General features: G+C 66.1%; 18 protein-coding genes. 14 read left to right on the top strand and 4 right to left on the bottom strand.

Going from position 1 to position 23,351, the window contains the following annotated elements; all coding sequences use genetic code 11:
• The 3 genes from QGN17_RS06550 to QGN17_RS06540 form a co-directional block, all read right to left on the bottom strand.
• Positions 1-867 carry an SGNH/GDSL hydrolase family protein gene (locus QGN17_RS06550; RefSeq protein WP_281043694.1) on the bottom strand — a complete coding sequence of 289 codons (867 nt, stop codon included), beginning with the start codon at positions 865-867 and terminating at the stop codon, positions 1-3.
• Positions 868-982: 115 nt separating this feature from the next.
• Positions 983-1,594: a TetR/AcrR family transcriptional regulator gene (locus tag QGN17_RS06545; protein ID WP_281043693.1), complete on the bottom strand. Its 612-nt coding sequence runs from the start codon at positions 1,592-1,594 to the stop codon at positions 983-985.
• Between the two features lie 36 nt (positions 1,595-1,630).
• Positions 1,631-3,013 (bottom strand): RNB domain-containing ribonuclease, encoded by a 1,383-nt coding sequence (locus QGN17_RS06540; RefSeq protein ID WP_281043692.1) that lies wholly within the window; start codon positions 3,011-3,013, stop codon positions 1,631-1,633.
• Between the two features lie 104 nt (positions 3,014-3,117).
• Between QGN17_RS06540 and QGN17_RS06535 the strand changes: the two genes are divergently transcribed.
• The 9 genes from QGN17_RS06535 (at position 3,118) to QGN17_RS06495 (ending at position 15,888) form a co-directional block, all read left to right on the top strand.
• On the top strand, positions 3,118-4,023 hold the full coding sequence (locus tag QGN17_RS06535) for an aldo/keto reductase (RefSeq protein ID WP_390902637.1): 906 nt from the start codon (positions 3,118-3,120) through the stop codon (positions 4,021-4,023).
• A gap of 57 nt (positions 4,024-4,080) precedes the next feature.
• Positions 4,081-5,850 (top strand): adenylyl cyclase, encoded by a 1,770-nt coding sequence (locus QGN17_RS06530; protein WP_281043691.1) that lies wholly within the window; start codon positions 4,081-4,083, stop codon positions 5,848-5,850.
• Positions 5,847-6,683, top strand: a complete 837-nt coding sequence (locus QGN17_RS06525) for a glycoside hydrolase family 16 protein (protein ID WP_281043690.1) — start codon at positions 5,847-5,849, stop codon at positions 6,681-6,683. Before QGN17_RS06530 ends, QGN17_RS06525 begins: the two co-directional genes overlap by 4 nt.
• A 179-nt stretch (positions 6,684-6,862) precedes the next feature.
• Complete coding sequence (locus QGN17_RS06520; RefSeq protein WP_281043689.1) at positions 6,863-9,901, top strand: TonB-dependent receptor; 3,039 nt, start codon at positions 6,863-6,865, stop codon at positions 9,899-9,901.
• Between the two features lie 118 nt (positions 9,902-10,019).
• Positions 10,020-11,582, top strand: coding sequence for a tryptophan halogenase family protein (locus QGN17_RS06515; protein WP_281043688.1), 1,563 nt, complete (start codon positions 10,020-10,022; stop codon positions 11,580-11,582).
• A complete protein-coding gene (locus QGN17_RS06510) occupies positions 11,582-12,301 on the top strand; it encodes a SapC family protein (RefSeq protein ID WP_281043687.1) in 720 nt (239 codons plus the stop codon). Before QGN17_RS06515 ends, QGN17_RS06510 begins: the two co-directional genes overlap by 1 nt.
• Positions 12,294-13,325, top strand: coding sequence for a cupin-like domain-containing protein (locus QGN17_RS06505; RefSeq protein WP_281043686.1), 1,032 nt, complete (start codon positions 12,294-12,296; stop codon positions 13,323-13,325). The genes QGN17_RS06510 and QGN17_RS06505 overlap by 8 nt, the downstream gene beginning before the upstream one ends.
• A gap of 11 nt (positions 13,326-13,336) precedes the next feature.
• Positions 13,337-14,827 (top strand): tryptophan halogenase family protein, encoded by a 1,491-nt coding sequence (locus QGN17_RS06500; protein WP_390902636.1) that lies wholly within the window; start codon positions 13,337-13,339, stop codon positions 14,825-14,827.
• A 5-nt stretch (positions 14,828-14,832) separates the two neighbouring features.
• Positions 14,833-15,888: a LacI family DNA-binding transcriptional regulator gene (locus tag QGN17_RS06495; RefSeq protein ID WP_281043684.1), complete on the top strand. Its 1,056-nt coding sequence runs from the start codon at positions 14,833-14,835 to the stop codon at positions 15,886-15,888.
• 3 nt (positions 15,889-15,891) lie between these two features.
• On the opposite strand, the gene QGN17_RS06490 is transcribed toward QGN17_RS06495, so the two are convergent.
• Positions 15,892-17,457 (bottom strand): MFS transporter, encoded by a 1,566-nt coding sequence (locus QGN17_RS06490; RefSeq protein WP_281043683.1) that lies wholly within the window; start codon positions 17,455-17,457, stop codon positions 15,892-15,894.
• Positions 17,458-17,711: 254 nt separating this feature from the next.
• On the opposite strand from QGN17_RS06490, the gene QGN17_RS06485 reads away from it, so the two are divergent.
• From QGN17_RS06485 to paoC, 5 genes are all read left to right on the top strand, one after another.
• On the top strand, positions 17,712-19,109 hold the full coding sequence (locus QGN17_RS06485; RefSeq protein WP_281043682.1) for a L,D-transpeptidase family protein: 1,398 nt from the start codon (positions 17,712-17,714) through the stop codon (positions 19,107-19,109).
• A 14-nt stretch (positions 19,110-19,123) separates the two neighbouring features.
• The gene (locus QGN17_RS06480; protein WP_281043681.1) at positions 19,124-19,435 is read left to right on the top strand and encodes a hypothetical protein; all 312 of its coding nucleotides are present in this window, start codon (positions 19,124-19,126) and stop codon (positions 19,433-19,435) included.
• 104 nt (positions 19,436-19,539) lie between these two features.
• The gene (gene paoA, locus QGN17_RS06475; protein WP_281043680.1) at positions 19,540-20,175 is read left to right on the top strand and encodes an aldehyde dehydrogenase iron-sulfur subunit PaoA; all 636 of its coding nucleotides are present in this window, start codon (positions 19,540-19,542) and stop codon (positions 20,173-20,175) included.
• Positions 20,172-21,122 carry an FAD binding domain-containing protein gene (locus QGN17_RS06470; protein ID WP_281043679.1) on the top strand — a complete coding sequence of 317 codons (951 nt, stop codon included), beginning with the start codon at positions 20,172-20,174 and terminating at the stop codon, positions 21,120-21,122. The genes paoA and QGN17_RS06470 overlap by 4 nt, the downstream gene beginning before the upstream one ends.
• A gap of 3 nt (positions 21,123-21,125) precedes the next feature.
• A complete protein-coding gene (paoC, locus tag QGN17_RS06465; protein ID WP_281043678.1) occupies positions 21,126-23,336 on the top strand; it encodes an aldehyde oxidoreductase molybdenum-binding subunit PaoC in 2,211 nt (736 codons plus the stop codon).
• Positions 23,337-23,351 lie beyond the last annotated feature (15 nt).

Raw genomic sequence — 23,351 nt, 5'->3', positions numbered from 1 at the left:
TCAGCGCGGCGGGAACAGCGCTCGGTCGATCGTGTCCGCCGCGCCGATCATGCCCGCGATATTGGGGTGATAGGGCGGGAAGCGGAAATCGGGCGAGCTGTTGTGCGGCTCGAAGCCCAGGATCCACGGATCGCGCGAGCAGACATTGTGCGCGGCCGAGGCGGCCGACAGCTTGACCAGCCGGACGTGGCGCTGTTCGGCGACGCGCGCGGTGATTTCGGCCAGCCGCTTCGCCACCATCGCGGCACCCCGCAGTTGCGCATCGCTCAGCGGCATGAGGTTCGGGCAGCCGCCATGGTCCGGCACGATGGTGAAATAGTCGACCAGGGCGATCATGGCATTGGGTGCCCGGCCGCGCGTGGCATCCACCACCGCCGTCATCCGCGCCTCCAGCTCGGTGAACACGCGCTCGACATCGGCGTCGGCGGTCGGGCGACAACGTGCTGCGGCGCCCCCGCGCGTCAGGCAGGAGGACGCAATGACGTTCGCCATGTAGCTGACGTCGTTGCCGCCGATCGTGATCGTCACGAGCCGGGTAGCGGCGTCGACCGCCTCGATCTGCGGCGGCACGCCGTACTGGCGCTTGTAGAGGACATCGAGCGTGGTGGCACCCGAGCAGCTCACGTCGATCAGCTGCAGCTGGTGCCGTTCGGCGATCAGGTGCGCATAATTGTCAGCCGACCGCGCACAAAGGGACGGGCTGCCTTCCGCCCGGCGACCGACGCCCGGACCGGCGGCGAAGGAACTACCCATCGCGACATACTTCTCACCGCTCGCAATCTGCAGCGCTGTGGCCGGGCCGGTCGCCACGCCGAAAGAGGCGACAAAACCGGCAAGAGCAAGAACAGGCCGAATGAAACGCTGCACGATTGCCGGACTCCCTGACGATCAATCGGGATCGGCCTGTAGAGCGTGGAAGGGAAAAGGATAAGCCCTCAACTGCGCATGTCCGACTTTGGCGAGCGCAGGGGAGGAGTGGGCGTCAGGCGGTAGGCGCTGCAGTGCCCTGCGCAGCCGCGATCGACTCGCGGACGCGGGCGAGCGCCATGTCGAGTGGATGCTCCTCGCCCATCAGCGCGAAGGTGCCATTGAGCGCGAACAGGCAATGGCCGTGCACCGTGGCGATCAGCGAGCGGGCGAGGCCTGCCACCGTTTCGGCGGACACTTCCGGCAGCACGGCGGCGACCTCGCGTGTCACGATCTCGGTGAGCACACCGCGCTGTGCGGCCTCCTCATCGGGCATCGGCACGTCGGGCGGGAGCCGGTGGTCATAGATCGCCATCCAGGCGTTCCGGTTGTCCCGCGCGAAGCTGAAATAGGCCTCCACCAACGTGCGGATCGGATCTTCCCGCGTCTCCGCCAGCAGTCTACGCAGATGCTCCGCCCACAGCGCGAAGGTGCGGGTGTTGATCGCCAGCACCATGCGATCGTAGCTGCCGAACACATTGTAGAGCGTGCCGATCGTATAGCCGATCCGCTTGGCGACCTCGCGCGCGGAGAAGCGGGCGAAGCCCACCTCCGCCATATGGCGATGGCCTTCCTCGATGATCAGCCGTCGAAGCTCGTCGCGGCTATGGTCCGATCGCCTGCCCATGCAAGACCGCTACACGACCAATTCGGCAGTGTCGAATTAAGCCTGCGCGAACCGCACGCTCCGCTTCCCGAGATCGGCGCTCGTCAGGCGAAGCGTGACGGACGCGCCCGGCTCCAGGCCGGCACCGTCCACGCGCGCGACGACGGGAAGGTCGCACAGTTGGACGCGGCCTCCGCGATCGTCGGCATCGATCACGCGCGCCGGGAAGGTTTCGCTCTCGCGGCCGTTGAGCAGCGCCGCCTCGGCGAGATCGATCACCGCGCGCTCGATCTGGCCGGCACGCGCATCCGCCTTCGCCATCACGGCGGGCAGTTTCTCGAACGCGTCCAGCACGGCGGACGGAACCGGCTGGCCGTTGGCCACCGCCAGCGCGGCGCGAACCACATAACGGTCCGCGAGGCGGCGAAGCGGAGCGGTCGCTTGCGCATAGGTCGCGGCCATCGCCGCATGCCAGGGCGTCACGCCGTCGCGATAGGGGGCGTAGGACGCGCCCGACCCGGCACGACGAATGGCCAGCATGAAAGCCGCCTGCTTGGGGGCTCCGGCATCGAGAGTCCGGCTGAACTGGTCGAGCGTCTCGTCCTGCGGCCAGTCGAGGCCGAAGGCAGCGGCGCTATGGCGCAGGCGCTGGGTGGAGGCCGCGTCGGGCGGAGCCATCACGCGGAACAGCCCGGTCCTGTGTTGCAGCAGCAGCTTCGCGACGGCGAGGTTGGTGGCGAGCGAAAGCGCCGCATTCTGGTCCTCGGCGGCCAGGCGGGGGCGGAACGTCAATCGCAGGGTTCCGTTCGCGTCGGGCGCGACCTCCTGTTCGGGCGGATCGACCCTGGCGGCTCCCCGCGCGTCCTCGGCGGCCGAGATGCGACGCGCGAGTTCGCCAAAGCCCTGTGGAAGATCCTCCGGCCGCACCGTTTCGTAGGCGAGCTTCGCGGTTGAGCGGATCACCGCGCGTTCGGCGCCGTCCAACAACGCGGTGCCATCCGGCGCGACGCGGACGGTGAAGATCACCGCCGGGCGATCGACATTGGCGAGCAGGCTGGCCGCCCCCTCGCTCAGCAGCTTCGGATAGAGGCTTGCCTTGCCGTCGGGCAGGTAAAGGGTCTCGCCGCGCCGCCAGGCTTCCTGGTCGAGTTCGCTGCCGTCATCGACGAACCAGGCGACGTCCGCGATCGCGTAGTGGAGCAGCAGATCGTTCCCCGCAGCCTCGATTGCGAGAGCCTGATCGAGATCGGTGGATGACGCGGGATCGAGTGTGACGAACGGCACCGCCCTGCGATCGACATGTTCCGTCAGCGGTTTTTGCGCAGCATCGCTCGCGGCGGAGACTACGGCGGGCGGAAAATCCGTCGGAACCTGATATTCGGTGCGGAGCGTCGCGAGACCGTCGGCCAGCGCGTGATCGGGATCGATAAGGGTCTTCACGCCCGAACCATGCCTTCAGCCGGCCGCGGATGCCAGCCCCTTGGCAGCGCGCACGGATGTCGTACAAGCCACGCATAATTACAGCGTTGTCAGTGGAGGATGCCTTGTCCGATTTCATCGAGCCGCCCGCACGATTCCGGCCGCTGGGGGACAGTGGTATCGAGGTCAGCTCGATCGCATGGGGAATGTGGCGCTTCTACGGGGACGACGTCGCGGGCGCGCGGCGCCTCGTCGACGCTGCGCTGGCGGCCGGGATCACTTTGCTTGACACCGCCGACATCTATGGGGAGCATCACGGTTTCGGCGCGTCGGAGACGTTGCTCGGGCGTGTGTTGCGGGAGGCGCCCGAGCTTCGCGACCGGATGGTGCTCGCGACCAAGGGCGGCATCCGTCCGGGCGTGCCTTACGATTCCCGCGCGGCATGGCTGGGGCAGGCGCTCGACGATTCACTCCGTCGGTTGGGCGTGGACCACGTCGATCTCTATCAGATCCATCGCCCCGATCTGCTGACCCATCCCGAGGAGGCGGCACGTGCGCTCGACGATGCGCGGCAGGCGGGCAAGATCCGGGCGATCGGCGTCTCGAACCATAGCGCGGCGCAGGTGCAGGCGCTGGCGCGGTTTCTGCCGGTGCCGATCGTCAGTCAGCAACCCGAACTGTCACCGCTCTACGTCGCTCCGATGTTCGATGGCGTGCTCGATCAGGCGATGGAGCGCAACATGGCCGTGCTCGCATGGTCGCCGATCGGTGGTGGGCGACTGATGAAGCCGGAGAGCGATCGCGATCGCGCGGTCGCAGCGCTGCTCGATGCTGCGGCCGAGACGGCGGGCGTGGATCGCGCCGCCGCGGCGTATGCCTGGCTGATGGCGCACCCGGCCCGCCCGATCCCTATCCTCGGCACGCAGGATGCAGCGCGCATCGCGCGCGCCAACGAGGCGTATCGGGTGCGCTGGAACCGGGCGGACTGGTATCGCGTGCTGGAGGCCTCGCTCGGCACGAAGATGCCCTGACCCACGAATGCCGGCGAACGACCGGCGAACCAGGAGAGAGATGGGATGGCTTCCGGAATGAACCGACGCCGCTTCATCGGGCATATCGGCGGCGCGGCGGCGGTGGCGGGCGTGTCACCGCTGCTCGCGGAACGGGTAGGCACGGCAGGTGACCCCGATTTCGGACCCAACGTCCTGCTGATCGATCCATCGATGCCGCGCGAGGCTGTGCAGCAGCGCATCGACGCGATCTTCGGGGATCAGGAGGCGGCCCAGTTCGGTGACGGGCGCCACGCGATCCTGTTCAAGCCCGGCCGCTATGCGTTCGACGTCAATGTCGGCTTCTACACCCAGGTGGCCGGCTTGGGCAGGCGACCCGGAGATGTGCGGATCACGGGCCATGTCCATGCCGAGGCGGACTGGAACCACGGCATGGCGCTGGTCAACTTCTGGCGCGGCGTTGAAAATCTGGCGGTCAGTTCCCCGGATGGGATGGATCGCTGGGCGGTGTCGCAGGCCGCGCCCTATCGCCGGGTCGATCTCGATGGCGATCTGGTCCTCGACGACGGCGGCTGGTCGAGCGGCGGCTTCCTTGCCGACAGCCACATTCGCGGTACGATCCGATCAGGCACGCAGCAGCAGTGGCTCACGCGCGGCAGCTCGATCGGCGGCTGGCAAGGCTCCAACTGGAACATGATGTTCGTCGGCGTGGATGGCGCGCCCGCGACCAGCTTTCCCGATCCGCCCTATACCACCGTTCCCACCACGCCTAGGATCAGGGAGAAGCCGTTCCTGTTCGTCGATGACGCCGGGCAGTGGTCGGTCTTCCGGCCGGCCCAGCGTCGCGATGCACGCGGCACGAGCTGGGCCGGCGGCGACGCCGCGGGCGAACCCATCCCGCTGTCGCACTTCCTGATTGCGCATCCCGGTACGAGTGCCGCGGCGATCAACGGGGCGATCGCGCGGGGGCGACACATCCTCTTCACGCCGGGCATCCACCGCTTTGCCGAGCCGATCCGGGTCGATCGGCCGGGGACGATCATTCTCGGGCTGGGGCTTGCGACCCTGGTGGCCGATACCGGCACCGTACTGATGCGGATCGGCGATGTGCCCGGCGTAACGGTGGCGGGGCTGCTGTTCGATGCGGGCGCTGAGCTTTCGCCGGTTCTGCTGCAGGTCGGGCGTCGCGGTGGCGCGCGCGACGACGGTCGCGATCCCGTGCTGCTCGCGGATCTGTTCTTCCGGATCGGCGGCGCGACCGTCAGCAAGGTGGACACCGCGCTGGAAATCAATCGCGATCACACCATCGCCGATCATCTGTGGATCTGGCGGGCCGATCACGGCGATCGGCAGCACGGAAAGGTCCATGTCGGCTGGGACGAGAGCACGGCCGAGCAGGGGCTGGTGGTCAACGGCGACGATGTGACCATCTACGGCCTGTTCGTCGAGCACTTTCGCCGGCATCAGGTGCTGTGGACGGGGGATCGCGGCGCGACCTACTTCTTCCAGTGCGAACTGCCTTACGATCCCCCGAGCCAATCCGCGTGGCGGGCCGACGATCCGGACGGCTGGGCCGCCTACAAGGTCGCGGATACGGTGCGGCGGCACGATGCGGTCGGTCTCGGCATCTATGCGAATTTCACCGCCGACCCGAGCATCGTGCTGCGCAGTGCGATCGAGGCGCCGCAGCGGCCGGACGTGACCTTCGCCAGCGTGACGACCATCTCGCTCGGTGGAGGCAAGGGGACGATCGCACATCTCGTGAACGATACCGGTGCTGCGGCACGACCGGGTGCGGATCGCCAGACGCTGCGGCACTATCCGGTCGAGGAGGGACAAAAGCGATGATCGCCTCGATGCTGCTGATGCTGCAGGCCGCGACACTGGGCGCGACCAACTATCGCGTCGATGCTCCGATGGCGGTGCCGATCGGCAGGGCCGCATGGTCCGATGAGTTCGACAGGCGCGGCATCGACGATGCGAAATGGCGCTTCGATGTGGATCGCAACCCGACCGGCTGGCCCAATCACGAAAAGCAATATTATGCCGGACATCGTGCCGCCAACGCGCGGATCGAGCGGGGTGCGCTCGTCATCGAGGCGCGGCGCGAGAATCTCTCGCGGGCCGGCGTCAAGGATTGGGGCGGGCAGGCCTACAGTTCGGCCAAGCTCGTATCGCGGGAGGCGATGGGCTTCGGCTTCTACGAGATCCGCGCAAAGCTGCCATGCGGACGCGGGATCTGGCCGGCGATCTGGCTGCTCCCGTCGACCGGCACCTGGCCTGATGAGGGTGAGATCGATGTGATGGAGATGGTCGGCTGGCAGCCGAATGTCGTCCATGCCACGGTGCACAGCGGCGCGTTCAACCACCTGAAGGGAACGCAGCGCGGCGCCGAGATCGGCGTCGCCACCGCGTGCTCGGCTTATCATCGCTACCAACTGGAATGGTTGCCGCACCGCATCCGGATCGGCACGGACGATCGCGCCTATATGGAAGTCCGCGACGATCGGCCCGGCGGTGCGGCGGCTTGGCCCTTCACCCGCCCGTATCAGATGATCCTCAACGTCGCGGTCGGTGGGGATTGGGGCGGCAAGGAGGGGATCGACGATGCAATTTTCCCCCAGCGAATGACTGTCGATTATGTTCGCTATTGGCCGGACGTGCCCACGCGCGAACGCTGATCGAAAGCGTCGCGCCAAAACTGTGGCGCTGATGACACAAATTGACAAGCGCTGTCATAATTCGACATAAATCGCATCGTTCATCTGGGGGAAAGGCTTGACTTGAGTCGGCCGAATCCGGAAGTGAACGTTCACAACGATGCGCGACACAAAGTCGGGCAGGGTCTAGGAGGGGGATTATGCGCAGCCTGAGGGCTCGTTCGCTTTCGCATCTCGTCATCGGCGTATCGACTGCGGCTCTGGTGGGCATTCCGCAGATCGCCATGGCGCAGGACACGTCCGCACCGGCTGGTCTTCCGCCGCAGCAGCCCGCCAATCTGGCGGTGAGCGCGGCAAACCCGGCCGATCCGGCAGCGGCCAACGAGATCATCGTCACCGGTATCCGCGCGTCGCTGCAGAAATCGGCGGACCTGAAGCGCAACGCCCAGGGCGTGGTCGATGCGATCTCTGCCGAGGACATCGGCAAGTTCCCCGATACGAACCTCGCGGAATCGCTCCAGCGCATCACCGGCGTGTCGATTTCGCGCAGCAATGGTGAGGGCCAGTTCGTGACCGTCCGCGGTTTCGGCCCGGAATACAATCTCGTCACGCTCAACGGCCGCCAGATGCCGACCGCGTTCATCGGCGATGGCCTCAGTGCGCCCGCGTCGCGCTCCTTCGACTTCGGCAACCTAGCGTCGGAAGGCGTGGCCGCGCTTGAGGTCTACAAGTCCGGCCGCGCGACGGTGGAATCGGGCGGTATCGGCGCCACGATCAACATCCGCTCGCCGCGTCCGTTCGACAAGCCGGGCCTGCACGGCAGCGTTTCGGCGAAGGGCGTCCTCGACACCTCGCGCAACGGCAAGGATCCGGTAACGCCGGAAGTGTCGGGCATCTTCAGCGATACCTTCGCGGACGACAGGATAGGCATTCTCGTCAACGGTATCTATCAGCTTCGCAAGGGTAGCCAGAACTCGGCCAATTTCGGCTGGCGCGACGGTTATCTGGGCAACGAGAACAACTGGGGCTCGCTCGCCCAGCCGGGTGATCCGCGCTACGGCAACATCACGAACCATCCCGGGCCGACCGACGTCTATCAGGTGCCGCAGAATGGCGGCTACGATCTGGTCGATTTCAAGCGCGAGCGCATCAACGGGCAGGCTGTCCTCCAGGCGCGGCCGACCGACAACCTGACGGCGACGCTCGACTACACCTTCTCGCAGCAGACGGTGACCACCCTCGATCAGAGCGTCGGCATCTGGTTCAACCACAACAATACGACGAGCGCATGGACGGACGGTCCCGTCTCCGGCCCCGATTTCTATTCGGAGCATTTCAACGCCAACGAAGTGAAGGATCTTGCTTATTCGGGTTCGCTCACCTCGGTTCGCAACATCAACCGGTCGCTGGGTGGCAATCTGGCCTGGAAGACGCCGATCGATGGCCTGACGATCACGCTCGACGGCCATCATTCGACGGCGCAGTCGAAGCCACACAACGGTTTGGGCAACAGCAACTCGGTCGGCACCGCGATCTTCGGTATCGAGGACCAGACGATCGATTTCACTCATTATCTGCCGACCATCTCCTATTCGATGTATCCGGGTATCGATCCGCTCGATGCGTCGCTGATCACGCCGACGGGCAATGCATTCCGCAACTCCCTGTTCAAGGATCGCATCAATCAGGGGCAGTTCATCGGTCACTACGAGAACCGCACCGGCGCGCTCGACTTCATCGAGAGCCTCGATTTCGGTTTCTCCTACATCGATAACAAGGTTCGTACGGCCTACAGCGTCAACCAGCACGATACCTGGGGTGGCGCCGGCCCGGCGTCCGATATTCCGGACGACCTTTTCCACCTGACCAACCTGCCGAAGGGCTTTTCGGGTCTGCCGGGTGCGAACGACCCGAACATGATCCAGCAATTCTACACGTTCGACGTGAAGAAGATGGTGGCGCTGATCGACAGCCTGTACGGCACCTGCGGTGGCGACGGGCAGTGCCTGCTGCCTTATACGGCCGATCGCCGCCTCGACGAGAAGACCTACGCGCCATACCTGCAGATCAACAGCAAGTTCAATCTGTTCGGGCGCCCCGCGCATGTCTTCGCCGGCCTGCGTTATGAAAAGACGACGATCGACTCATCGGCGCTCGTGCCGGTGCCGAACGGCACCCGGTGGGTGTCGGCCAACGAATTCGACGTCATCTATTCGGGTGACAGCGCCTTCACCACGCTGAAGGGCAAGTATCACAACTGGCTGCCGGCGGTCGATTTCGACTTCCAGCCGATCCGGAATGTGAAACTGCGTGCTTCGTACAGCCACACGATCGCACGTGCCGATTATAACAGCCTGCAGGGCGGCCAGACGGTGGATCAGCTGTTCCGCATCGCCAACGGCACGGGCTCGCAGGGCAATCCGGGCCTGCTGCCGTACAAGTCGAAGAATATCGATTTGTCGGCGGAGTGGTATTACACACCGACGAGCTACCTTTCGATCGCCTATTTCCACAAGAAGGTGAGCAACTTCATCGGCCAGACCCGCGTCGATACCCCGGCGTTCGGTTTGACCAACCCGGCCGACGGCCCGCGCTACCAGGCCGCCATCGCCGCGCTCGGCGCCAACGCCAACACCACGGATATACGGAACTACATCTTCACCCACTATCCGGACTCGGTGAACATCACCGGGCGCGATGCGGCGGGCAATTATCTGGGTGACATTTTCGGTCTGCCCGAAGACAACGCGCTCGATTTCCAGATCTCGCAACCGTACAACAGCGACCAGAAGGCGACGATCCACGGATGGGAATTCGGCCTCCAGCACAATTTCTGGGATACCGGCTTCGGTGTCATCCTGAACTATACGCTGGTGGATGGGTCGGCGAAGTATAACAATGCGCTTCCCGCCAGTGTCAGCCAGTTCGCGCTGCTCGGCCTGTCGGATACCGCCAACGTCGTCGGCTTCTACGACAAGAATGGTATCCAGGCGCGCATCGCTTGGGATTGGCGTGCCAAGTTCCTTGCCGGCGGCGGGCCGAACCCGACCTACGTCGAATCCTATAATCAGCTCGATGCCAGCGCGAGCTGGGAGTTCCGCAAGAACTTCAGCGTGTTCTTCGAGGGTATCAACCTGACCAACTCGTCGCAGCGCCAGCATCAGCGTTCGAGCCGGAACGTGACCTATGTGTCGCCGGGATCGGCGCGTTACTCGGCCGGCGTCCGTATCAACTTCTGAGCGTAAGGCCCGATCCGGTAACAGAAAGGCCACACCCGGCAAGGTGTGGCCTTTTGCCTGTTCGGGGCGCACAAGACGGCACGGACAGGATGGCTCGGACAGACGAACGGACAGGACGGTGAACAGGCCCATTTCCGAGATCGTGATCGTCGGCGGTGGTACGGCCGGGTGGCTGGCTGCCTGCCTGATCGCCGCGCGCGCCGATGCCGATGCCGCGCATCCGATCCACGTCACCCTGGTGGAATCGCCCGACGTGCCCACCATCGGCGTCGGCGAGGGGACGTGGCCGACGATGCGCCGGACGCTGGAGCGGATCGGCATATCCGAGGCGGAATTCCTCCTCGCTTGCGACGGTTCGTTCAAGCAGGGCTCGCGCTTCGACGGCTGGGTGGCCGGCGGGGACGAGAGCTATGATCACCCATTCGTACCGCCGATCGAAGGCGAACCGGCCGCGATCGTGGAAGGTTGGCGTCTGTCGGGCGATCGATCCTTCGCGGCGACGGTCGCCACGCAGTCAAATGTCTGCGCGGCGGATCTGGCGCCGCGCCAGCGGGCGATGCCGGATTATGCCGGCGCTTTGAACTACGCTTATCATCTCGACGCCGGGAAGCTCGCGGCGCTGCTCACCCGACATGCCACCGAGAAGCTCGGCGTGCGGCTGGTGCGCGACCATGTCGTCGGCGTCGATCGCGTGGAAGACGGAGACATAGCCGCCGTCCGTACCCGCGGATCGGGGGAGATCACCGGCGATCTGTTCCTCGATTGCAGCGGTCACACCGCGCTGCTCATCGCTGGCGAATATGGCGTGCCCTTTCTTGATCGCAGCGATGTGCTGTTCAACGACCGCGCGCTGGCGGTGCAGGTGCCTGTCGCAGATGACTCGCCGATAGCTTCGCAGACGATCGCGACCGCTCACCGGGCGGGCTGGCTTTGGGATATCGGTTTGCCGACCCGCCGCGGCATCGGTTGCGTCTATTCCTCGGCATATGCCAGCGACGATGACGCGGCGGGAATCCTCGCCGATTATCTCGTCGGGGCGATGCCGGGTGTTTCGATCGATGATCTGAACCCGCGTCGCCTGGCGTTCCGGTCCGGCCATCGGGAGCGCTTCTGGGAGCGCAATTGCCTCGCCATCGGCCTGTCCGCCGGCTTCCTCGAACCGCTGGAAGCCTCGGCGATCGTATTGATCGAGCTGTCGCTCAACGCGCTGCTCGACAACTTCCCGGCGTCGCGCGACGTGATGGATATCCATGCCGATCGCTTCAATGCGCTGTTCCGCTATCGCTGGGATCGGATCGTTGAGTTCCTGAAACTTCACTATCTGCTCAGCCGCCGCGAGGAGCCTTACTGGCGCGCGCATCGCGATCCGGCTTCGGTTCCGCAGCGTCTCGTCGATCTACTGCGGCTGTGGAAGCACCAGCCGCCTTCGAACCGGGACTTCCCCGCGATCGAGGAGGTGTTTCCGGCGGCCAGCCACCAATATGTGCTGTACGGCATGGGTTTCGCGCCGCCCGAGCCGGGGGCGATCCGCATCGGCACGCTGCAGCATACCACCGCGATGCTGCGCCAGGTCGAGCAGCGCGGGCGATCGCTCGTCGCCAGCCTTCCCACCAACCGCGCCTATCTGGCCGCACTGCGTCGTGACGCGGGCGTGGTCGATCTCAAGGAACATGCCTCCTGATGTCCAGCCACGCGATCCTCACCGCCGACACCCATCGCGACCTTCGCATCCGTACCGATCGCGCGGCGGAACTTGGCGACGACATGATGATGGCGCTCGCGGTGCCGTCCGAATTCCGCAAGCTGCAGCTCGATTACCCTATCCTGTTCCGCCTCGACCTGGATCGCGACAAATTCACGGCGGTCGCCTTGTTCGGCTTCGAGGCGGGTGAGAATCTGTTCGTCTCGAACGGGCATTGGGATGCCGGCTATCGGCCGCTCTCGGTCGACATCCAGCCCTTCCTGATCGGCGGGCGCCGCGATGGCTTCGAAGCCAAGCAGGTTCATATCGACATGGCGAGCCCGCGCATCGATCGCGACGGGGAGGGCGTGCGGGTCTTCGATCAGGACGGGCGCGCGACGCCGTATCTGGAGCGCGTCTCGGCCCAGCTCTGCGAACTGGACGCGGGCTACCAGGACTATGCCGGTTTCTTCGAGGCGCTGCGTCGCCACGAACTGCTCGAGCCGCTGACGCTGGACATCACGCTCGACGACGGATCGGCCAACCGCCTCGTCGGCTTCCACACGATCGACGAGGACCGGCTGCGTTCGCTCGATGCCGATGCGCTGGGTGAGCTTCACCTGAGCGGCTACCTGCTCCCCATTTTCATGGCGGTCGCCTCGATCGGCAATTTCGCGAAGCTGATCGCGCGCAAGAACTGGCGCCTCCGCCATGGCTGAGGCCGATCCCGGCCTGCTGCGCGCGCTCCCTGCGGTGCCCGAGATCGCGGTCGCCGACGCGGCCGATCTCGATCGCACGTTGCGCGCGGCGGAGCGGCCCTTCGTGGTGCGCGGGCTGGTCGCAGACTGGCCGCTGGTCGCTGCGGCCAAGCGATCTGGCAAGGCAGCGCGCGATTATCTGTTGCAGCATCACAAGCCTGTGCCGTTCACCGTCTCGGTCGGCACCGAGGGCAATGACGGCCGCATGTTTTACGACGCGGCGATGGGCATGAACTTCCAGACTTTCCGCGGTAAGCTCCCCGAAATCTTCGCACATGTCGACCGTGCCGAGACGATGGCGGAAGCACCGCCCATCTACCTCGCTTCGATCAATGTGCGCGATTTCTTCACCGGGCTGCACGAGGCGAACCATGTCGACCTCGGCGATCGCTCGGCGCTGGCGAGCATCTGGATCGGCACGCGGACGCGGATCGCTGCGCACAACGACTTTCCGCACAATCTCGCCTGCGTGGCGGCGGGGCGGCGCCGTTTCACGCTCTTCCCACGCGAACAGTTCCGCAACCTCTATCTCGGTCCGATCGACAACACGCCGGCCGGGCGCGCCATCAGCATGGTCGATTTCCACGATCCCGATTTCGTAGCGCACCCCCGCTTCCGCGAGGCGCTCGACCACGCGTTGGTCGCAGAGCTGGAGCCGGGCGATGCGCTCTACATTCCCTCGATGTGGTGGCACCATGTCGAGGGGTTGGAGCAGTTCAACATCCTGCTCAATTACTGGTGGCGCGAGACGCCGCGCTGGATGGGCCAGCCGCAGGACGCGCTCAACCACGCGATCATGGCGATCCGCGATCTGCCCGACGACGAGAAGCAACACTGGCGCGAACTGTTCGATCACTACGTGTTCGGCAACGGCGACGATGTTGTCGCCCACATTCCCGAAGGCGGTCGCTCGGTGCTCGATCCCTTGACCGCCGAAAGCGCGGGCCGCCTGCGCGCCTTCCTCTTGAGACAGCTGAGCCGATGAACGGAGATTCCATGCGCCCACGCAAGATCGTGATTGCGGGCGGCGGCACCGCCGGCTGGATGGCCGCCGCTGCCATCGCCCGGACGATGGGGGCGACGGTGGACCTGACACTGGTGGAGTCCGAGCAGATCGGCACGATCGGCGTGGGCGAGTCCACCATCCCGCCGCTGGTCAACTACAACCGCCTGCTCGGCATTGCCGAGGCGGATTTCATGCGGGCTACGCAGGCGACCTTCAAACTCGGTATTCTGTTCGATGGGTGGAAGGACGGTGGCGACCGCTACTTCCACAGTTTCGGATCGACAGGGAAGGATCACTGGTCCGCCGGTTTCCAGCATTTCTGGCTGCACGGGCTGTCGAAGGGCCACACCCAATCCTACGACGATTATTGCCTGGAACTGGTCGCCGCGCTGCAGGGCAAGTTCGCACACCTGCCCGATGATCGCATGAACTACGCCTACCAGCTCGATTCCTCTCTCTACGCGCGTTTTCTGCGGCAGATGGCGGAGAAGGACGGCGCGAAGCGCGTCGAGGGCAAGATCGCGCAGGTCGATCTCGATGGCGAGACCGGCGACATCGCCGCTCTGGTGCTGGAGTCCGGCACCCGGATCGAGGGCGACCTGTTCCTCGATTGCACCGGCTTCCGCGCGCTGCTGATCGAGCAGACGCTCCACGCGGGCTTCGACGACTGGACCCACTGGCTGCCCTGCGATTCCGCGATCGCGGTGCAGACCGAGAATGTCCGCCCGCCCGTGCCCTACACGCGTGCCATGGCGCACGACGCGGGCTGGCAATGGCGCATCCCGCTGCAGCACCGCACCGGCAACGGCATCGTCTTCTGCAGCCGCTATCTGAGCCGTGAAAAGGCGCTGGAGCGGCTGTTCGGCAATGTCGAGGGGCAGGTGCTCACCGAGCCCAACCACCTGCGCTTCGTCACCGGATCGCGGCGCCGGCAATGGTATCGCAACTGCATCGCCATCGGGCTTTCGGGCGGCTTCATGGAGCCGCTGGAATCGACCAGCATCCACCTGATCCAGCGGGCCATCCTGCGGCTGATCCGGATGATGCCGGCGGGTGAGATCAGCGCGCGCGACGTCGCCGAGTTCAACGATCAGCAGGATCAGGACATGATCCAGATCCGCGACTTCCTGATCCTCCACTACAAGGCGACCGAGCGGCGCGACAGCCCGTTCTGGCGCCAGTGCGCAACGATGGCGATCCCCGACACGCTCGCCCAGAAGATCGAGCTGTTCCGCGAGACCGGCCGCGTATTCCGCAGGAACGAGGAACTGTTCGCCGAGAATAGCTGGGTGCAGGTAATGATGGGGCAGGGGATCACGCCCCGCACCTGGCATCCGATCGCCGGCAAGCTGCGCGACGACGAACTGGCGGGCCTGCTCGGCACCCTGCGCGAGCAGGTGTCGCGCACCGTGGCGGGACTGCCCGAACATGCCGCCTATATCGCGCGTTACTGCGGCGCCGATCCCGCCAGGGCCGCCTGATCCGGATGGCCCGCACGCGCCAGGCGATCACCATCCGGCATGTCGCGGCCGATGCGGGGGTCTCGCATCAGACGGTGAGCCGCGTCATCAATCGCGATCCCAACGTCCGCCCCGAGACGATGGAGCGGGTGCAGGCCTCGATCGAGAAACTGGGCTATGTCCCCTCGATCGCCGCGCGGCTGATGGGGGGATCGAAGTCGCACCTGATCCTCGCGCTCAACGACCGCGACCGCACCATCGCCGACTGGCGGGACCAAGAGGGCACGGACTGGGTGGACCAGATGCTGCTCGGCGGGATGCTCACCTGCGCCGAGCATGGCTATCGCTTCCTGATCGAGCTGATCGACACGCACAGCGACCATATCGAGCGCGAGCTTTCCGCGACGATCGCGGCGGTGCAGCCGGACGGCGTGGTGTTGACCCCGCCGCACTCGCACAATCCGGTGATCCTCGATCTGCTGCGCGACTGGGGGATCAGTTTCGCGCGGATCGGCTCGCGCATGGACGGGCCGGGCTTCACGCTCACGATGGGAGATGAGGGCGCCGCACGTCTGGCGACCCGCCACCTGCTCGATCTTGGGCACCGCCGCATCGGTTTGATTGCGGGGCCGGACAGCTATGAGGTCAGCGGCTGGCGTGTCGAGGGGTGGCGGGCGGCCATGGCCGAAGGCGGTGCGAAGACGGACGGGCTGCTCGCGACCGGGGATTTTTCCTTCGCTTCGGGCAAGGTCGCGGCGGCGGAATTGCTCGACAGCGCCTCGCCGCCGACCGCGATCATCGCCAGCAACGATCAGATGGCGCTGGCGACGCTGGAACTGTGCCGGGAGCGCGGCGTCAGGGTGCCCGAGCAACTCTCGCTGGTCAGCTTCGACGATACGCCGATCGTGCGTTTCGCCCATCCGCCGCTGACCGCGATCTGCCAGCCGATCGCGGCGGTGTTCTCGCGCGCGGTCGAACTCATCATTGCCGAGCGGCGGGGCAAAGCGCACCCCGGTGCGACCACGACGATCGAGGCTGCGCTGATCCCCCGCGCATCGACCTCCGCGCCCCGATCGGCGTGATGGTCATTCGAGATCGCGCAGATCCCGTCCCCGCGTCTCCCGGCCGAACAGTGCGACGAGGATGATCGAGAGGGCGGTCGGCACCATCACCGCCGCCGCGACCGTCCTCATCGGTGGAACGGCGGCGGAGATGCTGAGCGCCTGCGCGATCAGGCCCCCCGCCTTGGTGCAGGCCGCCACCCATCCCGTCGCCCGGCCGCGTACGCCGAGCGGCACGCTCTCGGCCGCATAGGGCAGCAGGATCGCGATGATGCCGTTGGTACCGACGATCAGCAACGCGACGGGCAGCACCGGATTGCCCACGCCCGAGGCTTCGAGGCGGAGTATCAGGGCCAACCCCGCCAGCGTCACGCAGGTCATGGTGACGAGCGCCCATTTGCTGCTCCACCGGCTGTAGAGCAATGCGGCGACCGCCACGGTGGGGCAGGCGATCAGCGCGGATTCCGCCAGCAGCCGGCTCGAAACGCCGATCGAATAGCCCTTGCTGACCAGATCGGCGGGCAACCACAGCAGCAGCCCGAAGTTGATCAGTCCCCAGGCGAGCGCGCAGATGCTGAGCGCCGTGATCTTGGCGATCAGCCTGACCCCGGTCAGCGCGGCATAGCCCTGCCGCGCGACGGCGGCCCGTTCGCGCGTTACCGTCTCCGCATGTGATCCGAACAGCTTCATCACCTGCTCGGCCTCCTGCGCGCGGCCACGCGCCAAAAGGAACTTGGCGGATTCGGGGATCAGCGCGCCGAGGAAGACGAGGATCAGCCCGGTCGGCAAATTGATCAGCCACAGCACACGCCAGCCGAACACCGGCTGAAGCAGGGCGGACGTGCCGCTCGCCACGAAATAGCCCCCCACCGCACCGAGGCCGCCGACCGTCACCAGCGCCCAGCCGCGATGCCGGTTCGGCATCATCTCGGCGAGCAGCGCGTAGGTGACCGGCAGCATTCCGCCGGCCGCCAGCCCCATCATGAAGCACATGCCGGCGTTCCAGGCGAGGCTGGGCATCGCACCGCAGATCGAGGTGCCGACGAACATCACCGCCGATAGCAGGATCGAGGCCTTGCGGCCGTAGATGTCGGCGATCACGCCCCACAGGAAGGAGCCGGTGACGGTGCCGAGCAGGGCGACGAACGGCACCAGGCTGACGGTCGCCTTGGGCACTTGATACTCGCCGACCATGCCCGTGATGGTGAAGCCGAGCGAGGCGGGTTTCATCGTGTCGATGATCAGTGCGACGGTGAGGACTATCATCAGCCGCCAGTGTGCCCAGCCGAGCGGCGCGTCCTCCGGCGCGGCGATCGCGATCCGGGCGGCGGCGGCCCGTTGCGCGGCGACGTTGCGGGGGAGAAGGCCGTAGCCCGCGACCGCGACGCCGATCACGATCAGCGCCATGCCCGCCATCATGCCCATCCCCATCGGCATCCCGGCCAGCCGGTAGTGCATGGCACGCGCCATCAGGAACATCGGCGCGTGGGCGAGCACGCCCACCGTCACTGCGACGCATCCCAATATGAATGCCCACAAGGCCTGCCGATCCGACAGCACGTTCGCCTGTTTCGATGCCACGTCGTTCATCCCCACCCGATGATCATGACCGCCGGCTCAAGCCCGCTTGATTGCAGAGGACGCTACGATGCTTGACCTTGTGCGGTCCAGTCGTGCGAGCGCGCAGACGGGAAGAAAAGCCTTTTGACGAGCGGCGACGGGGGCGTCTAGCTAGGGCGAATGTCTGGAGTCTTTTTTCTGTGAAACGTGGCCTTTTCCGACGCGTTCTGATCGCGCTTCCCGCGCCCGCCCTCGTGGCGGCGCAGGCCCCGCAGGCGACGCCTATGGTCCAGCCCGCGCCGTCGGTTCCGGTCGCGCCACAGCCGCCGGTGATCGTGCCGCCGCGCGTGTTGCCCCAGCTTTCCGACGAACAGCGTTCGCAGCTGCGTGCCTTCCTCGATACCGCCGCCGCCAACGGTATCGCGCCGTCGGAGACGAGCAGCGCGGCACCGGATCGTCAGGACGACAATGCACTGATCACCGCCGCGCTCGATTACGCCAAGGCGCTGCACAGCGGCCGACTGGCGCTCGGCGATTTCCAGAACAATTGGGGCCTCCGCCCGGCCGCCTATGACCCCTGGCCGGCCTTCACGGACGCGGTCGCGCAGGACAGGCTGGAGGCGTGGTTCGCCTCGCTGCCGCCGCCCTATGCCGGCTACGATACGCTCAAGAAGGCGCTCGCCACCTATCGCGCGATCGACAAGGCCGGCGGATGGCCACTGGTGCCGGAAGGGCCGTCGCTCGGCCTCGGTGCGACCGGGGATCGCGTCACGGCACTGCGGGAGCGGCTGGCGATCGAGGATAGCACCGTGTCCAAGACCGGCGACAAGCTGGACGACGCTCTTGCAGCCGCAGTCCAGCGTGCGCAGAAGCGCTATGGGCTGGAGCCGAACGGGATCGTCGGCAAGGACACGCTCGCCGCGCTCAATGTGCCCGCGCACGATCGCGTCCGCCAGATCGAGGCGAATATGGAGCGCTGGCGCTGGCTGCCGGCGGAGCTGCCCCAGCATCGCGTACAGGTGAACATCGCCGCCGCCGTGCTCACAGTGTTCGACGCGGACAAGCCGGTCACCTCGATGCGGGCGGTGACGGGGCGGCCGGGCGACGAGACGCCGATGCTGTCCTCCGAAATCCACAGCATCGTGTTCAATCCGCCCTGGAACGTGCCCAACTCGATCGCGACCAAGGAGCTGTGGCCCAAGGAACGCGCGCACAAGGGCTATCTCGCCGCACACGGCTTCAAGGTGATCGGCACCGGCCCGACCGCGCGGCTCCAGCAAAGCCCCAAGAAGAGCGCGCTGGGCAAGGTGAAATTCGATTTCGACAATCCGTACGGCGTCTACCTGCACGACACGCCGACGCAGGGCACGTTCGATCGTTACAGCCGGCTCGCAAGCCATGGCTGCGTGCGGCTCGCGCATCCGGTCGATCTCGCCAAGCTCGCGCTCCAGGGCAGCGAGCAGTGGACGCCGGACGCGATCGACGCCGCGCTCAAGAAGGGCGACACGGTGCGCGCGCGGCTGGACGACCCGATCGCCGTGTTCCTGTTCTACTGGACGGCCTATGCCAGCGCGGACGGGCGGGTGAGCTTCCTTGGCGATCCCTATGGATGGGATGCGGTCCTTGCCGATCGCATCGAGGCAGGCGCCAACCGCGCCAAGCAGATGGTGGCGACGCGATGAAGGACGGTATGCGCATGAAGTCTTCGGTCGTCGCGATTGCCATCGGCGCCGGGTTGCTGCTCGCTGGCTGTAACCGCCATCAGGAGCCTGTCGCCCAAGAGCAGGTGAAGGAAGCGCCCCAGCCGGTCGCGCCCAAGCCCGAACCGAAGCCGGCGCCCGTGGTGGCACCCAAGCCGGTCGTGCAAAAGGCCAAGCCATTGCCGCCCACGCCGGCCGAGCAGCAGGTGCTCGACGATGCCGACGCGACCGGCATGACCGCGCGGACCGATCGATCGGGCGGCAGTGACGAGGACACCGCACCGGCGGACACCAACCGCCAGCAATAAGCCCGGTATTTTCGCGAACGTTGCGACCGTTTCGGGTCGCTGGACGTTTGCCTATGATGTCCCGACAGCGTATCCTGCGCCCTCTTCAGGCGAACGGTGGTCCCATGCCTAAAACCGGCGAGCTCGATTTCTCCCGACGTGGCGTCCTGGCGGGTAGTGCTGCGACGATGGCCATCCCATCCGTCGCCGTCGCGGCTCCCGGTCCGGGGCGACCTCCTGCCGCGGCTCAGACGATGGCGACGAAGCTGGTCGTCAACGGGCAGCCGCACGATCTCGAACTCGATCCGCGTACGACCCTGCTCGACGCGCTGCGCGAGCATCTTCATCTGACCGGCACCAAGAAGGGGTGCGACCACGGCCAGTGCGGGGCCTGCACGGTCATCGTTGATGGGCGACGCATCAACAGCTGCCTGACGCTCGCGGTGATGCACGAAGGCGATGCGGTCACCACGATCGAGGGGCTTGGGACACCGGACAGGCTCCATCCCATGCAGGCTGCTTTCATCAAGCATGACGGCTATCAGTGCGGTTATTGCACGCCGGGCCAGATATGCTCGGCGGTCGCCGTGCTCGACGAGATCAAGGCCGGTATTCCAAGCCATGTGAGCGAGGACATCACGGGCTCGATGCACGCGACCAACATGGAGATGCGCGAGCGGATGAGCGGTAACATCTGCCGCTGTGGCGCCTATTCCAACATCGCGGAGGCCATGGCCGAAGTGGCGGGAGGCGAGGCATGAAGCCCTTCACCTACGAGCGCGCGACGTCCGCGAAGGACGCCGCGGCCAAGGCTGCGCGCACGCCGGGGGCGAAATTCATCGCCGGCGGCACCAATCTGCTCGATCTCATGAAGGTACAGGTCGAGACGCCGGGGCACCTGATCGACGTCAACGGGCTGGGGTTCGACAGGATCGAGCCGACGCCGGAGGGCGGCCTGCGGGTGGGGGCGCTGGTTCGCAACACCGATCTTGCCGCCGATATGCGGGTGCGGCGGGATTATGGCCTGCTCACCCGCGCGTTGGTCGCGGGCGCCTCGGGTCAGTTGCGCAACAAGGCGACCACGGCCGGCAACCTCCTCCAGCGGACGCGTTGCCCCTATTTCTACGACACCAACCAGCCCTGCAATAAACGCCAGCCGGGCAGCGGTTGCGCGGCGATCGGCGGCTACAGCCGGCCGTTGGGGGTGATCGGCACCAGCGAGGCGTGCATCGCCACCCATCCGAGCGATATGGCGATCGCGATGCGCGTGCTGGACGCGACGATCGAGACAATGAAGCCGGACGGATCGGCCCGCTCGATACCGATCGCCGATCTTCATCGCCTTCCGGGCAGCACCCCGCATGTCGAGACAACGCTTGAAAAGGGCGAGCTGATCACTGCCGTGACGTTGCCCAGGCCGATCGGCGGTACGCACATCTACCACAAGGTTCGCGACCGGGCCTCCTACGCCTTCGCGCTCGTCTCGATCGGAGCGGTCATCCACAAGGATGGGAGCGGGCGCGTCGCCGTAGGCGGGATCGCGCCGAAACCGTGGCGGGTCGAGGCGGCCGAGGCGGAAATGCCGCGCGGCGCGAAGGCCGTCGCCATCGGATTGCTGGCGGGCGCGAGGTCGACGCCGGACAATGGGTTCAAGCTCACTCTCGTCGAGCGCACGATCGGCGCGGTGATGGCACAGGCGAGGGGTTGAGCCATGAAATTCGACACCCCTGCAGGCAAGAATCCCATCGATCGCCTGAAAGTCGTCGGGAAGGCCACCGACCGGGTGGACGGTCCGCTCAAGACCACGGGTGGCGCGCATTACGCCTATGAGCGGCACGACGCGGTGAAGAACCCGGCCTACGGCTATATCGTCGGCGCGGGGATCGCCAAGGGCCGCATTGCATCGATCGACCTCGCTGCCGCGCGCGCCGCGCCGGGTGTGCGGGCGATCGTCACGGCCGATAATGCGGGCAAGCTGGGCAAGGGGCAGTTCAACACCGCCAAGCTGCTCGGCGGCCCGGACATCGATCATTATCATCAGGCGGTCGCGCTGGTGGTGGCGGACACGTTCGAGCAGGCGCGATCGGCCGCCGGCCTCGTTCGAATAGACTATGCGCGCGCGCCTGGCCGGTTCGATCTCGCGAAAGCCAGGAATGGCGCTCCTCCGCCGGCCGAGAATGCTTTCAGCGGCAAGTCCGATACGGCGGTCGGCGATTTCGCGGGGGCCTTCGCATCGGCGCCCGTGCGGATCGACGAGAGTTATACGACGCCGGACCAGAGCCATTCGATGATGGAGCCGCACGCCTCGATCGCGGAATGGGATGGGGACAGCCTGACGCTCTACACATCCAACCAGATGATCGCCTGGAGCAAGGGCGATGTCGCCAAGACACTCGGTATCCCGCCCGAGAAGGTGCGGCTCGTCTCGCCCTATATCGGTGGCGGCTTCGGCGGAAAGCTGTTCGTGCGGGCCGATGCGATCCTCGCGGCGCTGGGCGCGAAGGCGGCGGGGCGGCCGGTCAAGGTTGCGCTTCAGCGTCCGCTGATCGCCAACAACACCACCCACCGCCCCGCGACCATCCAGCGCATCCGCCTCGGCGCGGGCCATGACGGCAAACTCGTCGCGATCGGTCACGAGGGCTGGTCGGGCGATCTGCCCGATGGCGGCCCCGAGACGGCGGTCAACCAGACGCGATTGCTCTATGCCGGTGCGAACCGGATGACGGCCACGCGGCTGGCGGTCCTCGATCTGCCCGAAGGCAATGCCATGCGCGCGCCAGGCGAGGCGCCGGGGCTGATGGCGCTCGAGATCGCGATGGACGAGATGGCGGAGAAACTGGGGATCGACCCGGTGAAATTCCGCATCCTCAACGACACGCAGGTCGATCCGGAGAAGCCCGAACGCAAATTCTCGCAGCGCCAGCTCGTCGAGTGCCTCAAGCTCGGCGCCGACAAGTTCGGCTGGGACAAGCGCGTGGCCCAGCCGGGAAGTGTGCGCGATGGCCGCTGGCTGGTCGGCATGGGCGTCGCGGCCGGCATCCGCAACAACCTGCTCATGAAGTCAGCGGCGCGCGTCCGCCTCGACGGCCGGGGTCGGCTGACGGTCGAAACCGACATGACCGACATCGGTACCGGCACCTATACGATCCTGGCCCAGACGGCGGCCGAGACGATGGGCGTGCCGCTGGAGGCGGTGACGGTGACACTTGGCGATTCCGCCTTTCCCGCCTCCGCCGGATCGGGTGGCCAGTGGGGTGCCAACAATTCCACCTCCGGGGTGTATGCCGCCTGCATGAAGCTGCGCGGCATGGTCGCGCAATCGCTGGGCCTCAATGCCGAGGCGATCGATTTCGTCGATGGTCGGGTACGCTCGGGCGGGCGTGCCATCGCGCTGGGAGACGCGGCAAAGTCCGGCGACCTCATTGCCGAGGACCATATCGAATATGGCGACCTCGACAAACGCTACCAGCAATCGACCTTTGCCGCGCATTTCGTCGAGGCGGCAGTGGATTCCGCGACCGGCGAAATCCGCGTGCGCCGTATGCTCGCGGTTTGCGCGGCGGGCCGTATCCTCAATCCCAAGGCGGCGCGCAGCCAGGTGATCGGCGCGATGACGATGGGCGTCGGCGCCGCGCTGATGGAGGAACTGGCGGTCGACAAGCGCTTCGGTTTCTTCGTCAATCATGATCTCGCCGGCTACGAGGTGCCGGTCCATGCCGACATCCCGCATCAGGACGTGATCTTTCTGGATGAGGAAGATCCGATCTCGTCGCCGATGAAGGCCAAGGGCGTGGGTGAGCTGGGGCTTTGCGGCGTCGGCGCGGCGGTGGCGAACGCGGTCTACAATGCGACGGGCGTGCGCGTGCGCGACTATCCGATCACGCTCGATAAGCATCTGGATCGCTTGCCGCACATGGTCTGACGGCCGGCATCCGCA

It is taken from the genome of Sphingomonas oryzagri (genome assembly GCF_029906645.1).
GTDB lineage: Bacteria > Pseudomonadota > Alphaproteobacteria > Sphingomonadales > Sphingomonadaceae > Solisphingomonas > Solisphingomonas oryzagri.
Note: the sequence above shows the minus strand (reverse complement) of the source record. Positions and strands in the feature narration are given on the sequence as shown.

Bases quoted from the DNA above. Each gene is read 5' to 3' on its own strand.
- QGN17_RS06545 (WP_281043693.1), bottom strand. From the start codon at position 1,594: ATGGGCAGGCGATCGGACCATAGCCGCGACGAGCTTCGACGGCTGATC.
- QGN17_RS06530 (WP_281043691.1), top strand. From the start codon at position 4,081: ATGAACCGACGCCGCTTCATCGGGCATATCGGCGGCGCGGCGGCGGTG.
- QGN17_RS06525 (WP_281043690.1), top strand. From the start codon at position 5,847: ATGATCGCCTCGATGCTGCTGATGCTGCAGGCCGCGACACTGGGCGCG.
- QGN17_RS06520 (WP_281043689.1), top strand. From the start codon at position 6,863: ATGCGCAGCCTGAGGGCTCGTTCGCTTTCGCATCTCGTCATCGGCGTA.
- QGN17_RS06510 (WP_281043687.1), top strand. From the start codon at position 11,582: ATGTCCAGCCACGCGATCCTCACCGCCGACACCCATCGCGACCTTCGC.
- QGN17_RS06505 (WP_281043686.1), top strand. From the start codon at position 12,294: ATGGCTGAGGCCGATCCCGGCCTGCTGCGCGCGCTCCCTGCGGTGCCC.
- QGN17_RS06500 (WP_390902636.1), top strand. From the start codon at position 13,337: ATGCGCCCACGCAAGATCGTGATTGCGGGCGGCGGCACCGCCGGCTGG.
- QGN17_RS06495 (WP_281043684.1), top strand. From the start codon at position 14,833: ATGGCCCGCACGCGCCAGGCGATCACCATCCGGCATGTCGCGGCCGAT.
- QGN17_RS06490 (WP_281043683.1), bottom strand. From the start codon at position 17,457: ATGAACGACGTGGCATCGAAACAGGCGAACGTGCTGTCGGATCGGCAG.
- QGN17_RS06485 (WP_281043682.1), top strand. From the start codon at position 17,712: ATGGTCCAGCCCGCGCCGTCGGTTCCGGTCGCGCCACAGCCGCCGGTG.
- QGN17_RS06480 (WP_281043681.1), top strand. From the start codon at position 19,124: ATGAAGTCTTCGGTCGTCGCGATTGCCATCGGCGCCGGGTTGCTGCTC.
- paoA (WP_281043680.1), top strand. From the start codon at position 19,540: ATGCCTAAAACCGGCGAGCTCGATTTCTCCCGACGTGGCGTCCTGGCG.
- QGN17_RS06470 (WP_281043679.1), top strand. From the start codon at position 20,172: ATGAAGCCCTTCACCTACGAGCGCGCGACGTCCGCGAAGGACGCCGCG.
- paoC (WP_281043678.1), top strand. From the start codon at position 21,126: ATGAAATTCGACACCCCTGCAGGCAAGAATCCCATCGATCGCCTGAAA.